General features: G+C 39.1%; 12 protein-coding genes. 5 read left to right on the top strand and 7 right to left on the bottom strand.

What is annotated here, in order from left to right; all coding sequences use genetic code 11:
* The first annotated feature begins 39 nt into the window (after positions 1 to 39).
* Together G4Y78_RS26110 and G4Y78_RS26105 are read left to right on the top strand one after the other, a co-directional pair.
* A complete protein-coding gene (locus G4Y78_RS26110) occupies positions 40 to 1,158 on the top strand; it encodes an SPFH domain-containing protein (RefSeq protein ID WP_163835901.1) in 1,119 nt (372 codons plus the stop codon).
* The gene (locus G4Y78_RS26105; protein ID WP_222937589.1) at positions 1,158 to 2,366 is read left to right on the top strand and encodes a hypothetical protein; all 1,209 of its coding nucleotides are present in this window, start codon (positions 1,158 to 1,160) and stop codon (positions 2,364 to 2,366) included. The genes G4Y78_RS26110 and G4Y78_RS26105 overlap by 1 nt, the downstream gene beginning before the upstream one ends.
* Positions 2,367 to 2,421: 55 nt before the next feature.
* Here the strand turns inward: G4Y78_RS26105 and G4Y78_RS26100 are convergent, their stop codons facing one another.
* From G4Y78_RS26100 to betB, 6 genes are all read right to left on the bottom strand, one after another.
* Complete coding sequence (locus G4Y78_RS26100; protein ID WP_163835900.1) at positions 2,422 to 2,760, bottom strand: hypothetical protein; 339 nt, start codon at positions 2,758 to 2,760, stop codon at positions 2,422 to 2,424.
* Between the two features lie 498 nt (positions 2,761 to 3,258).
* Positions 3,259 to 5,490 (bottom strand): FAD-binding protein, encoded by a 2,232-nt coding sequence (locus G4Y78_RS26095; RefSeq protein ID WP_163835899.1) that lies wholly within the window; start codon positions 5,488 to 5,490, stop codon positions 3,259 to 3,261.
* A 286-nt stretch (positions 5,491 to 5,776) separates the two neighbouring features.
* On the bottom strand, positions 5,777 to 6,916 hold the full coding sequence (locus G4Y78_RS26090) for a BCCT family transporter (RefSeq protein ID WP_163835898.1): 1,140 nt from the start codon (positions 6,914 to 6,916) through the stop codon (positions 5,777 to 5,779).
* A gap of 184 nt (positions 6,917 to 7,100) precedes the next feature.
* The gene (locus G4Y78_RS26085) at positions 7,101 to 9,377 is read right to left on the bottom strand and encodes a CehA/McbA family metallohydrolase (protein ID WP_163835897.1); all 2,277 of its coding nucleotides are present in this window, start codon (positions 9,375 to 9,377) and stop codon (positions 7,101 to 7,103) included.
* A gap of 54 nt (positions 9,378 to 9,431) precedes the next feature.
* Positions 9,432 to 11,177 carry a choline dehydrogenase gene (gene betA, locus G4Y78_RS26080; RefSeq protein ID WP_163835896.1) on the bottom strand — a complete coding sequence of 582 codons (1,746 nt, stop codon included), beginning with the start codon at positions 11,175 to 11,177 and terminating at the stop codon, positions 9,432 to 9,434.
* Between the two features lie 13 nt (positions 11,178 to 11,190).
* A complete protein-coding gene (gene betB, locus G4Y78_RS26075; RefSeq protein WP_163835895.1) occupies positions 11,191 to 12,648 on the bottom strand; it encodes a betaine-aldehyde dehydrogenase in 1,458 nt (485 codons plus the stop codon).
* A gap of 547 nt (positions 12,649 to 13,195) precedes the next feature.
* Between betB and G4Y78_RS26070 the strand changes: the two genes are divergently transcribed.
* The 3 genes from G4Y78_RS26070 to G4Y78_RS30880 are packed head-to-tail and all read left to right on the top strand — an operon-like array spanning position 13,196 to position 14,202.
* Positions 13,196 to 13,522 (top strand): hypothetical protein, encoded by a 327-nt coding sequence (locus G4Y78_RS26070; protein WP_163835894.1) that lies wholly within the window; start codon positions 13,196 to 13,198, stop codon positions 13,520 to 13,522.
* Between the two features lie 15 nt (positions 13,523 to 13,537).
* Entirely contained in the window at positions 13,538 to 13,930 is a 393-nt protein-coding gene (locus G4Y78_RS30885; protein WP_222937588.1) for a hypothetical protein, read from the top strand.
* Entirely contained in the window at positions 13,915 to 14,202 is a 288-nt protein-coding gene (locus tag G4Y78_RS30880) for a hypothetical protein (protein ID WP_222937587.1), read from the top strand. The genes G4Y78_RS30885 and G4Y78_RS30880 overlap by 16 nt, the downstream gene beginning before the upstream one ends.
* A gap of 8 nt (positions 14,203 to 14,210) precedes the next feature.
* On the opposite strand, the gene G4Y78_RS26060 is transcribed toward G4Y78_RS30880, so the two are convergent.
* Entirely contained in the window at positions 14,211 to 14,978 is a 768-nt protein-coding gene (locus tag G4Y78_RS26060) for a rhodanese-like domain-containing protein (RefSeq protein ID WP_163835893.1), read from the bottom strand.
* Between the last annotated feature and the right edge of the window lie 102 nt (positions 14,979 to 15,080).

Below are 15,080 nucleotides of genomic sequence, written 5' to 3'. Positions count from 1 at the left end.
GATATTTAAATCTATTGGTTTTAATAGAAGGATGTAACAATGGACTTTTTTAATAAACTTCGTGGCGAATTTATCGATATTATTGAATGGACTGACGATAGCCGCGATACCATGGTTTACCGGTTTGAACGATACAATAATGAAATCAAAATGGGTGCCAAGATTATTGTGCGTGAATCACAAGTGGCTGTTTTCATTAACAAAGGTAAGTTGGCAGACATATTTGAACCAGGTGACTACACACTGACAACTGACAATTTGCCGATTTTATCAACCTTACAGGGTTGGAAGTATGGTTTTAACAGCCCATTTAAAGCAGAAGTTTATTTTGTTAATACCCGCCGCTTTACTGACCTGAAGTGGGGAACCAAAAATCCCATTACCTTGCGAGACCCGGAGTTTGGTCCGGTGCGTATTCGTGCGTTTGGTACTTATGCTATTCGTATATCTGATGTAGCTAATTTTATCAGAGAAATTGTCGGTACCGATGGGCACTTCACAACTGACGAAATTACTAGTCAACTAAGAAACCTAATTGTATCCCGGTTTGCTGATATTATTGGTGAAGCAAAAATACCTGTGTTAGATATGGCGGCTAATTATGATGAATTAGGTGAGTTTATCACTAAAAAGATTCACGATGACTTTTTAGCCTATGGTATTGATATTACAAAAATGTTGGTGGAAAACATTTCACTACCACCTGCAGTTGAAGAAATACTGGATAAACGGACCAGCATGGGAGTTATTGGTAATTTACAACAATACACTCAGTTTCAAACGGCTAATGCAATAGAAAAAGCTGCAGAAAACGAAGGAGGTTTAGCTGGTGGTGGCATGGGAATGGGTATGGGGTTTGCCATGGCTAATCAAATGGGGCAAAACATGCAGCAAAATCAACAGGCTCAACCCAATACCCAATCTTCAGCTCCAATGCCACCACCATTACCACAAGAAAAACCATACTATGTAGCCATTAATGGACAACAGCAAGGGCCTATGCCCATTAGCCAGTTACAAGCATTGGTCAATAATGGTACTGTAACGAGAGAAAGCTTAGTTTGGTGTGAAGGCATGAATAATTGGGCTAAAGCGTCTGAAGTGGATGCATTAAGTAGATTATTTGCTGCCACACCACCTCCATTACCACCTCAATAATGGGTAATAACCAGGGAGGGTTAAGTATTACAGATAAATCGAGTCGTTTTATTATGGCAATTACTCCACCACCTATCCCTCAGGAACAAATACTTAACGATAAGCCAACAAATAAGGCAACCAGTGAATTTAAGTGCCAGCAGTGTGGGGCCAAGCTCACTTATAAACCGGGTAGCCGTGCGTTAGTGTGTCAATATTGCAGTTTTGAAAATCATATACAAGAAAGTGATGTAGAGATTGAAGAGCTTGATTTTCATGAGTATTTAAGAAGAGCAGCAGCTGAAGATATTTCTGAAGAAAAGTTATATATAAAATGTGATGCCTGTGGAGCAGAGTCAACAACAGGCGCAAATGTAATATCACAAGCTTGCGCTTTTTGTGATAGTCAAATAGTTTCCACTGCACATTCAAAAAAAATAATCAAACCACGCTCGTTACTACCATTTAAAATTACTAACAATATTGCCAGAGAAAGCTATAAAAAATGGCTACATGGATTATGGTTTGCACCTAATGCATTAAAAAAGAAAGCAAAGTTAGATGTGGCCCTAAATGGTGTTTATGTACCACACTGGACTTATGATACTGATACAACCAGTGACTATACTGGAGAACGTGGTGAGTATTATTATGTATCAGTGACGAAAACTCGCACTAACTCAGAAGGTGAGCGAGAAACCTATACAGAGCAAGAAAGACGTACTCGCTGGTATTCTGCATCTGGAAGAGTTGCTAATCAATTTGATGATGTGTTAGTGCTGGCAAGTCATACTTTGCCGAGAAAGTATACTCAGGCACTGGAGCCGTGGGATCTAAAAAATCTAGAACCATATCAAGATGATTATTTAAGTGGTTTTAAAGCAGAAAGTTATCAAATTAATCTTGAGCAAGGTTTTGAATTGGCTAAGGATATTATGGATGATGAAATACGCAGTAATATTAAGCAAGATATTGGTGGAGATGATCAACGAATTCACTCAGTCAATACTCGTTATAGCAATATATCATTTAAACACATTTTATTACCGGTTTGGATTAGTGCCTATCGGTATCATGAAAAAGTATACCGTTTTTTAGTGAATGCTAGAACGGGTGAAGTACAGGGAGAACGACCTTATAGTTGGATTAAAATTACCTTAGCTATATTAGTAATTGTTGCATTGATTATTGGTGGTTATCTCTTACATCAATCATTTCAGAAACAGTAGACTTGAATAAAACCAAGTTATTTTTATAGGTGCTTATTAGCTTGTGATAAGTTTGTCATTTTGTTACCTTTGTTAGCTTTATGCCATCTACAACCATTTGCCACTCTCCATTTACTTCTTGAGGTGGCTTTGATACATCAAAAGTTGTATCAAAAAATAAAAAACCTACAATAAAGTCGTCTCCAATAAATTCTTTTATTGGAGCATTGATTGAAGTGGTTGAATTGCCCTCAACTCTTTCATAGGCCACACTTCCATCTGTGGAAATATATAAATACATATTTTCACTTTGCCACTCGCCAACATAGCTTTGTTTATCTTCGGGTACAGGTTTACTGCATGCAGATATCAGCATAATAGTGATGATAGAAAAAATAATTTTTAATAAAGTCATCGATAATCAAACCTTATTAGTATAACTACTTACTTATTGTAAGAGGTAGATTTATGTATTTAAAAAATATATCTTACTAACTGTAGTCAGTGGAGTTAGATAAGCGAGCTATTTAAAATATATTATTTTTATTCCTAAGCCTCATGAAATGTATTGCTGGAAGTTTGAAGTTGCAATAAATATTACGTTGTTGTGGCCAGTTTGGCTTATTTAATTGAAAGGGTATAGCAATGAATTTTTATCTTATATTTAGTTGTTTGATAATCTTCTCTTGATGTTTCGTTGACTCTAATACGACGAGTTTTCACAAAATATAAATGTTAATAAATCTACTGGTTATATTCAATAAATTAAGGAAATTTTTTTAGTTGATAGGAAATTAGTATCTAATAAAGCCAAACTTTATCAAGACCTATTTGAAAACTGCATTAAGAATAGAGCTAAGTTAACGAGTCTTGATAATTAGGTAAATGTAAGACAAAGCCAACATTTTAGTTATTACTCTAGATTTGTGAGTCTTTCACCAAACTGACTCATCCACAGTGTATCAGGGTCCCACTGGTGTTTTACTTTTATCCAGTTGTTTAGCCTTGGATAAGCCTGCTTTAATTGATTGTCGGTATAATTTTTTCTATAGGGTAAGTAAAAAGAGCCTCCTAGATTTAGAACATCCTGGATGACTGTTTGAGTGAATATTTTCATCTTTTCTTCTTCTTTTTTGGTTGGCTTGTAGTTAAAAAAACAAACTAATGCAAAGCTGTCTTTCTGAGCGTAACTGAGCAAAGATAATTTGTCTGCCAGTACTTCTCGAATGGTAACATTCAACAAATTAACAGAATGCTCTGACACTCTTTTTTCAAAAGTTTTTAGAAATAAATCTAAAGCAGGTTTAGGAATAAAATACTCTTGTAAAATATCCTGCGTCCCATTTTTTAAAGGCCAAAGCACATGAATATCAGCATTCATTGCTGTATTTCTAGACATTTGTGTAAATTTACCTAATGAAGTTGTATATAATTTTTCTGAAGTCCAGCGTAGCTCTTTGCCCATTTCTGAATATTGTGACTGTCTAAATATAGCTCTTTTAAGTGCAATAAGTGATTCGGGCTCAAGTTTTTGATCTGATGACATATTGACTCGCTCAAACCAAACCAGCTCTGCTTCATTAAATAAATAATCCTTAGCAACTGATAATCGACCGTAGGCGAGTTCTACATTAGAATTTTGGTTTACTTGTTGGGAATACTGGCTAGAAAATTTATGCGTAGGAAAGAAGGCAGAATACATTTTCAGGGTACTATTTGGTACTGTCTCTAGGCGCGCTTCCAAAATTACACCAAGTTGTCCATATCCTCCTATTGCTGCACGAAATAAGTCAGAGTGTTTGTTTGGAGAAGCTTCTATAACTTCACCATTAGCAGTGGCTATTTTAAGTGATTTCACCGATGAAACGACAGGTGGCTGCTTTACTTGCCAGCCATGAGCATTTACGCTAAGAGAGCCACCTACAGTAAAAATATTATCAGATTGCATAATTTTAACAGAGCGGCCTTCTTTATCCAAAAGAAGCTGTATTTGCTTCCATGTTGCACCTGCCCCAGCAATCAGCTCTTGATGCTCTGCATCATAATGTATCTGATTCATCCCCGTCATATTTAAATGGATTGAGTTTGATAGTAAAGTTTGTCCACCCATAGAGTGTCGGCGGCCCCCTACACTTATCTTCTTACCTTGCTGTTTGGCATCTCTTATTGCATTTAAAACGTCAGACACAGTCCGTATATATCTAACATCTGATATTTTCGCAGATACACCACCTGCATCGAATAGATGATTTGGTAGAACACTAAATTGAGTAACCACCTGTAGAGGCTTATTGGTTTGAATACTCTTTATTCCCATTTCTAAAAACTTGTGGGTAGTTTCTTTAGAAGCCAGTGTCCAAGTAATTATGGGATAACCATGGGTTATTAGTTTTTTTAAGTCTTTTACAGGTACGGTCCATCTTGGACCTAAATAATCTGGTCGAATTATTCTGCGAAGTTGTTTTTGCACGAAAGCTTGTTTTAACAGCCATGGTATTTGGTCGAATTGAGACTGACTTTCTTCTCCTATAGCATTCGAATCAAAGGTAAAATCTAACATCAGTTGCACATCACGTGCTTCTAGTCTCATAGCAGTTAGAAAAAATGGGTTAAATGACTCAATAATTACTGATTCAAAAAGTAAGTGCTCTTTAATTAAATTAATGATTGAATTAATTAATACTTCATTATCAATCTTTCTCGATTTTACATCAAGAAAGATCCATTTTTGAGAGTCTACCATTTTGAAGAGCTCTTCTAAAGATATGATATTTTCTGATGGGGTATTACGATATTGTATTGCTTTCAATTTTTCCCAAGTAAATGATTCTGGTAATCCGATATCATTAGTGCTTTCCTCTAGCAGATCATCATGAAATAAAAAAGGAATGCCATCTTTAGAAATGCGGACATCAACCTCTATTGCATTAACATTGCTTGCTAATACTTCTAATAAAGCTCCTCGTGAATTTGCTGGGTAGAGGGATGTTTCTAAACGACCTTTATGAGCAATTACTTTAGGTAAATTTAATTGGCTTGTTGGTACTGGGATTGCTGTAGGTAGATAGGCTGGTTCAGTATCCAGATATAAAATTACAATGGTTAATAAGGCAAGGATAATAAACCATTTTTTACGAGTAAACATAGTTGATAAAGGCATACCCTAGTTCAAAAGCAGCTATCATTTAGAATGACTCATTGATTGTCAACTGATAAATATAAGCTATAAAAAAGTATCATATGGTGATACTTTAAGTATTATTTTGTTAAGTTACAAACTATGATAGAAACATTTAATAGGAAGATGAGTGTAAAAAATGATCAGCTGTTGTTTGTTTAAATCTCATGGTATAGAAATATTATAAATTAGGCTCCATATGGATTTCTGAAAGAGAGTAATAACCCTTAGGAAATCATATGGAGCCAATATTTTAAGCCGGTTGCACTGCTTCCACTAACTGCGCTCTTTGCTTGAATAATAAGAAATAAATTACCGCATAAAGGCCAATCACCAGTAACCCAACCCACTCAATATCAAAGGGTGTAAATTGATAAGCTAAGATTAAGCCATACATTGCGATAAAATTACCCAACATATAGCGGGTTTTACCAAACCGTTCTACAGTGATACCCATGTTGGAGGTGTATAAGCGGATTAATGAATCTAATGAGTTAATGACAAAAATAACTCCAACAAATACCATAGCGATTTTCATGATTTGTACGATTTCAATGGCACTAGCATGGTAGTAGTAAAGTACGGAGAACCAAACAGCTAATGGGATGGAAGGGATAACTAATAAAGCGATACATAACTGCCAGGTTTTTAAGCCACCAACAAAACGGGCGACAAACTGGCCGATCATAATGCTCCAGCTAAACCACCAGAAAAGATAAAATTGATGATAATCGGAAATTGGGCTGACAAATTTATCTAAATTAGCAAAGTAGCCACCAATGTTAGCCATAGTGCCAAACATTTCTTTTACACCCAAACCTGGTGCAAAAAACATAACGCCAGCAATTAAAGCAAAAAATACCCAAGTTGATGAAATACTTAGTAGTTTGACGTAGTTGATATCAGTGCTGGAAAATACAGCAATAGCTACTACCACAGCAACCAAGCTAAATCGTGCCCAGTCTGGAATGCCTTCGATATAGCTGGGTAGATAAGAAAGAAATAGATAGCCAGTAAAAGCACAAGTTCCAATAATCACTAGATTATTAACCAACTTTACAAAAGGAATTTCAAATAACTTGACTTTTGGCTCTATCACACAGAAATAGAAAGTTGTTAAAAAATAAAATCCCCAAACTAAAAAACCCCAAAAACCAAACTCAATAGCTAGTGGATTTGTAAATTGATAGGCTTCTTCCTTAGCATAAGTGGGGAACTCAGTCAGTGGGAACATAATAAGCCCAACATCTAAGCCTGAGGTAAACAAAATAGCGATAAAAGCAAATAAAGAACTCGGTATTGCACCTTTACAATTGACATTACCTGCTTTGATTACAATAAATGCAGAGGTAATTAGCGTCACTACTATGGCGACAGAGAGGATGCTAGTCATTGGGAAATACTCCTTATAGTTATACCCTTCGCGAATGAATTTTAGGGTTTGTTGTTATCGCTTAATGGTATGGCTGCCCCTAAAAGCCATTCGCTTTGGCTAGATATATGGTTGCCCCTAAAAATGCCTATTTTTAAGGCAACTCTGATTTCTACCCTAAATGCTTTGGGTAGTTTAATAATTATTATTTTTGGCTAACGGTTAAATTGATTACATTAAGCCAAACCGGGTTGGTGAAAGCCCGCTTTCCTTTGCTATCTTCCACTATCAAACTATACCAACTGTCTTGTTTGGAACTGACTGTAAATAATACGTCAGTGATTTCCTGACCGTTGTTAAAAGTTTTTTCTTGTATTACTTTTCCCTGTTCAATAAGTTTGACGGATTTAAGTCCATCAACTGCTTGCACATCAAAGCCTAGCAGCACTTTGGCTCCTGGAAGTGTTTTAATTTCTTCCCCAAAGGGTTGATGTGGATAAATTAATGGGCCAAAGGTGGCGTATGCATTGCCAGACTTAAGGGATTTAACGAAGCTTTCTGCAGTTACTTCGCCATTAATTTGAGTGTACATTCTTACTTTACCTGACTGCTCATTCCATACATCGTGAGTATCAGAGCCTGCAGAAAGGTAATAACGGTTGCCGTTATTCCATTGTTGCCAAACACGTTTAATTGTCTTGTCGTATTCGACCGCTGAATTGACTTCTAATAACTCGAAATTAGGGTTAAAACCTCCTGGTACTTTTTTGTTATCAGTATTTTTAAAGTAACCATAAGCAATCATGGGATGGTTAGCTTGAATAGCAATAGCACCTAATTCAGTAGCTGCAGTAAGAACTTCCTTGGCAGATGCTGTGCCGGGGTCAATGTTCAGTGGTTTACCCAGTTGTAGTGGGTAAGCATTAAAGTGCCCCCAGGAGGGAGAAATTTCCATTGATGGAATAAACGGCACTTTACGGCTACGAGATAAATCTGCCATTGTATAATGATTTTTCGCCGTATCATGATCACTTAAAAAACTAACATCAAGTCCAGCGGCTAGCTGTGATCGAAGTACATATTCTGGAGCAGTAAAACCATCTAATACATCAGAATGGTGATGTAAGTCTGCACTATACCAATCACTTGTATTAGGATTTGCTTGTGGACTAATTTTTGCTGTTAAATTTTGAATGGCACCTGGGTTAATACTGATATCGTAGTACTTTGCTTTAGCCAGGAAACCTTCAGCGTGGGCAACTTTTAGTTTGTATTTTCCAGGAGCGATTGTAATTTTTGCCTGTCCAGCTGGGTGAAGGTTAGTAAAAAATGTTTTTTTACCAAAATATTTTATAAGTGGTTTATCACCTTCCTCAATGGTAATGCGTGCATCCAAAGGTTGACCAGATGCTATGGATTTAACATTTACTTGCAATTCACCAGGGGCTTTTAGATCATTAAAATTTTGGGTAACGGTGTGTTTTTTCTTTAATTCAATAGTGATTGGAGTACTGTTGGCATGGCCCTTTGCTGCAGCATATAAATTATATTTTCCAGCAGGTAGGCGCAGGCTATACTTGCCTTTATCACCAATTACCCAAGTATAAGGTTGGCCATTTTTTTCTACGACAATTGCTGGCTTTTCTACATCTTTTCCAGAAACAGTGGTTACACTGCCTTGAATAGTACCAGCAGCTAGATTTTTTAATTTAATTTCACTGGCCACCATGGGGGATAAATCGCCATTAGGCCCAACTTGTAACCAGCCTTCAAAACTACGTTCTTCACCTGGTTGCAGTTGATGGGAAAGATACATATCCCGAGAGCCATAGTTAATAAAATTAAAATAAGGGGCGTGTAGGCCAAGGCTCCAGTCTTCATCGTAAGCCGCCATCCAATCAGTCAGTGCATGGGTAGCTTTGCCTTGCTTGGCGCCTTTCATCCCTGGCACACCAAATAAGTAGCCACCATCTGGCCACAGCACATAACCAGACAGAAGCTTGTCATAGGCTTTTTTACTGGTGTTTTTCATTTTGGTGACAACATGCACTTTGTTGTCATTAGATTTAAGGCTATAGCGGGTGGACAGGGTAACGCTTTCCCAGTCTCTCTCAGTGGTGACTACAGCTTCTTTGGGGGTATTTTTTACCACTGTTACTTTTTGGTAAGTGGTTGGCCAGCTTGACCAGTTGTTGGGAATAAAGTCCATTAATGAAGCTTTATCAGAGTTAATTACACCATCTTTGACGGTGGCAACATCAATAATGCCGCCACGGGCAACGCCCCAGGGCGGGGCCGTTTCTACAGCGATGGCAATTGCCAGCTTGCTGTTTTGAATCGTGATATCTTTTGCGGCAAGGGCGTTACCTTGGGGAATAGGGGTAGGGCCAACCTTGACAGATACATCTGCAGTGGCGAAAGGTAAGGTTAACCCACTAAGCACTAGGTTGGTTGCTAGTGCAAGCGTGGTTTTTTTGTTCATAAAACACTCCAAAATACTTGGTTTTTAGGCGTCCACTGCCGTGTTCTTATTTAGTTATGAATTGGTTGTGGCAGTAATTGCTTCTTGTTGTTCTTGACTATGTTCTAAAGCCATTGCTCGCATAGGAGAGTTAAGTCGCTGGCGCTGTTGCCAGTCCGGATCAATCCAGATATCCACTGGCTCGACTGACAGTGGCTGACTACCCAAAATCAAATCGGCTGCTTTTTCGGCCACCATGATAGTGGGCGCATTCAGGTTGCCGTTTGGAATAGTTGGGAAGATGGAGGAGTCCACTACCCTGAGTGACTCAACCCCGCGCACTCGACATTGCTCATCAAGCACGGCCATTGGGTCATCATCTGCACCCATCTTGCAGGTACAGGAAGGGTGATAGGCACTTTCAACATTGGCTTTCACCCAGCGGTCGACTTCTTCATCGCTGCTGATATCCACTCCAGGTTGAATTTCTTCTCCGCGGTATTCATCCATAGCAGGTTGATTGAGGATTTCGCGGGTTAGGCGAATGCAGTCGCGCCAGTCCTGTTTGTCTTGCTCAGTGCTAATGTAGTTAAACAAAATGCCAGGTTTGGCTTTGGGGTCTGCAGATTTGATCCAAACCCGACCACGACTTTCTGGTTTGTTCGGGCCGACATGGACCTGAAAACCATGGCCATCAATTGCCTTACCACCGTCATAGCGCATGGCGGCAGGAAGAAAGTGATACTGAATATTGGGCCACTTCAGCCCTTCGCGGGAGCGAATAAACGCACAGGACTCAAAGTGATTGGTGGCACCCAAGCCGTCTTTGAACAGAATCCAGCGGGTACCAATCATGCCTTTGCTGATCAGGTCCAATTTGCCGTTCAGGGTAATGGGTTGTTTGCAGTGATATTGGAAGTAAACCTCTAAATGATCTTGCAGGTTTTCTCCCACTCCAGGTAATTCATGTACAACTTTTACACCAGCATCTTCCAATACTTTTGTTGGGCCAATGCCTGACAGTTGCAGCAATTGTGGTGAGCCGATTGAGCCGGCAGCTAGAATGACTTCCTGACTAGCATGAGCCTCAACGAGTTGGCCATTTAACTCATAGCAAATCCCAGTGGCCCGTTTGCTTTCTAAAACAACCTTATGAGCAACCACATTACTAATCAGGGTCAGGTTGCTGCGCTTTAAGGCGCGACGTAGATAGGCATTAGAGGTGGAGGCACGTACGCCGTTATCTACTGTCATATGCATGGGGCCAAAGCCTTCCTGACGGTAGCCGTTATAGTCGTCGGTAGTGGGATAGCCCGCTTGCTCTCCTGCATCAATAAAGGCCTGATACAGCGGGTTTAGTTTCATATTGTTGCCGTTGCAGGTGGCTAATGGTCCATCTCCACCTCGATAGGCATTACTACCTTTGTACCAGCTTTCAGCTTTTTTGAAGTATGGCAGGCAGTGTTGATATCCCCAGCCTTTGGCACCATGGGCTTCCCATTCGTCAAAGTCGCAGGCATGTCCACGCACATACACCATGCCATTAATTGATGAACTTCCCCCCAGCACTTTGCCACGGGGGCAGTGCATCGAGCGGTTATCTAAATACGGCTCTTGCTCGGTATGGAACTGCCAGGCGTACTTTTCGGTATTCATGGGGTAGGAGAGGGCTGTGGGCATTTGAATAAAAATGCTCTTATCGCTGCCACCGGCTTCAAGAATCAGCACTTTATGCCGACCATCTTCGGTTAGCCGGTCTGCCAAAACACAACCGGCGGAGCCAGCCCCTACTATGATGTAATCGTACGTTTCTATACTCATTACTCGCCTCCCCTTAGCTGTATGGGCACTCGACGTCACCCAGTTCCACAAACACGCTTTTGGTTTGGGTGTATTGATTGAGGGTTTCAATACCATTTTCACGACCGATACCAGACTGTTTATAGCCGCCTACTGGCATTTCAGCAGGGGATGCACCCCAGGTATTGATCCAGCAAATACCAGCTTGAAGTTGGGCTATGACTCGGTGTGCACGGGCAAAGTTGCTAGAAAAAACACCGGCTGCCAGGCCATAGTCGGTGTTGTTAGCTCGCTTAATAACCTCTAGTTCATCGCTAAAGCGAAGGATTGACATAACTGGACCAAAGATTTCGTCTTTGACATGAGGCATTTCATCAGTGCAGTTAGCAAATACAGTAGGTTTAACGAAGTTACCTTGATCCAGGCCATTTTCGGTGGCGCGTTCACCACCACAAACTAACTGGGCACCGCTGGCTTTAGCAGCTTCAATAAAGCCCAGCACTTTTTCCATGTGTTGGCTGGAGATCAGTGCTCCAATCTGCGTGTTGATATTTGCGGGGTCACCAATAATCAGCCGTTGGGTACGTTCAGCTACCTGGCTAACAAACTGGTCGTAAATGCTTTCGTGAACAAATACTCGAGTACCATTAGTGCAAACTTCACCTTGGGTGTAGAAATTGGCGAGTAATGCTCCTGAAACGGCGTTATTTAGGTCTGCATCTTCAAAAACAATCAGTGGGGATTTTCCGCCCAGCTCCATGGTGACTTCTTTTAATGAACCTGCAGCATCAGCCATGACTTTTTTGCCAGTACTGCACTCACCAGTAAACGACACTTTGGCTATTTCTGGATGGCGTGATAGAGCTTGACCTACTCGGTAGTCACCTTGTACAACGTTAAATACGCCATCGGGCAAGCCGGCTTCGGTAAATATTTCCGCCAGTTTCAGGGCGGTTAATGGGGTTTCTTCTGAAGGCTTGAAGATCATGGCATTGCCGGCAGCCAGGGCTGGGCCAGATTTCCACATAGCGATTTGAATGGGATAGTTCCAGGCGCCGATACCAGCACATATACCCAAAGGCTCGCGACGGCTATAGAAGAAGTTGCTGCCACCTAAATCTTGTTGCTGACCATGAATGGTAGCAGCCAAGCCTGCGTAATACTCAATCACATCAGCGCCAGTGACGATATCGACACAGTTCGCCTCTTGCAGAGGTTTACCAGTATCCTGCACTTCCAGCATGGCAAGCTCATCGTTACGTTCCCGTAAAATAGCCACCGCTTTCATCAAAATGCGCCCACGTTCGGCACCACTCATTGCAGACCACACCTTAAAACCCTCTTGCGCCGCGGCCACAGCACTATCAACGTCGGCTAAAGAAGCTTGTTGGACTTCAGCTAATACTTCGCCGGTAGCGGGGTTGCGAGTAATAAAGGTTTCTCCAGAAGTGGCATCTTGATAACGACCATTGATGTACAGTGAGTGTTGCATGTAGTTGTTTCCTGGTGCTTTGGCTGTATTTTCAACCAGTTACGAAATATGACTTAAGGCAGGTTTGCTATTAAAAGACAGTATTTGTTGTGCAGTAGATGAGAAGTAGTAATAGCTAAGCCTAAAGTTTAATTTTTATACGGCTTTAATTTAATTAGTTGTTCAATTAAAAATAATTCTGACTGTTTTTTACTCAGAAGTCAAGGGGGAGAAGACTAAGCCCCTAGCAGTGACTGAATACTCCACATTTGAAGGAAATAATCTTTGTGTTAGTGATAACTAATATTAACTATTGAAAATACGAACTTCGCAGGAAAAGATCAGAACTACTAATATAATAAGTCATGTGTATTACAACTTTTATCGAATAAAAAATATCCTAATATTGAGGTGTCTTTAAACGAAACAGTATATATTTAAAACAATAGACGGCTAAAAACCATGGACGGTAATGTGTTTTGAAATTGTAATATCATTTTATTAAAAACTAAAGCGCTAAGAACATCGAGATTTTCGAGTTGTCTCATGTTTACAAGGAGCTTATCTCATGGATGAGTTAATTGCATTTATAAGAGAGATAGAAATTAATCAAAATATTGCTGTTTTATCTGTACTTGGTTTTGGTGTTTTTGCAATTATTCAAATTTTCAATCATATGAAAAAAGATTTTGGTGTATTTAATATCAGGATCACCGGTATTGTAATTGTGGCTACTTTTTCCACTATTCTTGCTGTTTTAAACCCAAGTACGGACAACGCAGCAATTGGTATTTTAGGAGCTATAGTTGGGTATTTATTTGGTTATGGAGTGCCAGCAGAAAAAAAGCAGAAAACTGAACCGATAATTGATCATAAACCTATTGACTACCTATAACAGTTAGGGGGCACAATGTCTGTACAACAAATTCTATATGAAGATGCGCGTGCAAAAATGCAGCCAGGAGATGTAATAGCATTTGGCGGGAAAGGTCATTTTTCTGAAATTATAAAGTTTGCTACACTTTCAGAAGTTTCTCATGTTGGGGTTATTGTACAAACAAAAATTACTGATGAGGAAACAGATAAATTTTTTAACCAAATTATAGAGTCAACTTCATTACATGGATTTAATGGCGTTGTGATTTCAAGATTTAGTGATAGATTAGAGCATTATAATGGTGAACTTTGGTGGCTACCCTTAAAGGAGGAGCTTAGAGAAAGTCAGTTTAACCAAAAAAAATTTATGACTTCTTATTTAACCAAGCTAGAGCACGTAAGCCCTATGATATGCCTCAAGCAATAAAGTCTGCATTGGATCTGCTTGATACCCTTCCTTTTGGTATGCATGGTATAGGTTACAACAAAGAGGATTTTAGCAAGTTTTTTTGTTCTGAGTTACTCGGAGCAGGCCTGGAGGTTGCTGGTACTGTAGGGAGTATTAATGCTTCTGAAGTAACCCCTATTGATTTATGCCGATGGAAAATCTACCAAGATACTTACTATCAACTTAAGGGAAATAAAAGTAAAAAAATATCACGATTTAATACAGCTTCTCCTCTTGACTGGAGTGTTTGACTAAATGATTAAAAAGAGGAACTTCCTCCTTTTAAAAACTTATAGTTTTTGTAGCCATATTCTTTTAGATAGTACTGTAACCACTGGTTTTGTTTTCCGACAGCATCAATAAAAAGCAAGTTCTCGTCGGCTATCATTTTTCTTTTCAGGAGAGGTCTTATCCGTTGCATTGGTATTCTTTTAACATTCTTTAACGGTAGTTTCTTTTCTCCTCTTTGAAAAAAGGTTCTGGTATCAATTATATTAAAGTTTGCCTGATGCTTTAAAGCCTCTTCTTTTGAAATTTCGTGTTTAGAATATTCTTTTTTTGAAATCAGTTGGGTGGAGTTCTTTAGCTGTTTGCCTAAAAGAATTGTTAGTGTACTGTATTTATGTGCCCAGTCAAATATTCCTGCATCAAAAGCATAGTTATTGGACGTTAGTGTTGATTTTCTTGCTGCTTTGTAAGATTTTTGGCAAGTGTGGCCATTACAATAAAAAACAACACAGGATTTCTTCTGGCTAGACTGCTGGCCGCTAACCAGCTGCTCGAAACTATTTTTACTTAGTGGAATATGAAAAGAGTTTTTTATATGAATAACTGAATATTCTAATTTTGATCTGACGTCTACAATTAAACACTTGTTTTTAGAGCGAAATAAATTATCAATTTCCATTACTTTAATGTCAGGGTAATCTTTTCTATAAGGAAAGTCTTCAGCATAAGTTGTAGTAAGAGAAACACCTATAAGAAGAATTATAAAATAGTGAAAAATTTTAACTGCTAATATACTCATTTCATTAGAGCCAAAAAATCGAAATATCAATAAGCATGGCATGAAGATAAGAAATATCAAGATTGTTTATATTGTTGTGAATACGCTTATTGGGAGGGACGT

Source organism: Spartinivicinus ruber (assembly GCF_011009015.1).
Taxonomy (GTDB): Bacteria; Pseudomonadota; Gammaproteobacteria; order Pseudomonadales; family Zooshikellaceae; genus Spartinivicinus; species Spartinivicinus ruber.
This window is presented reverse-complemented; position numbering and strand designations above follow the sequence as displayed.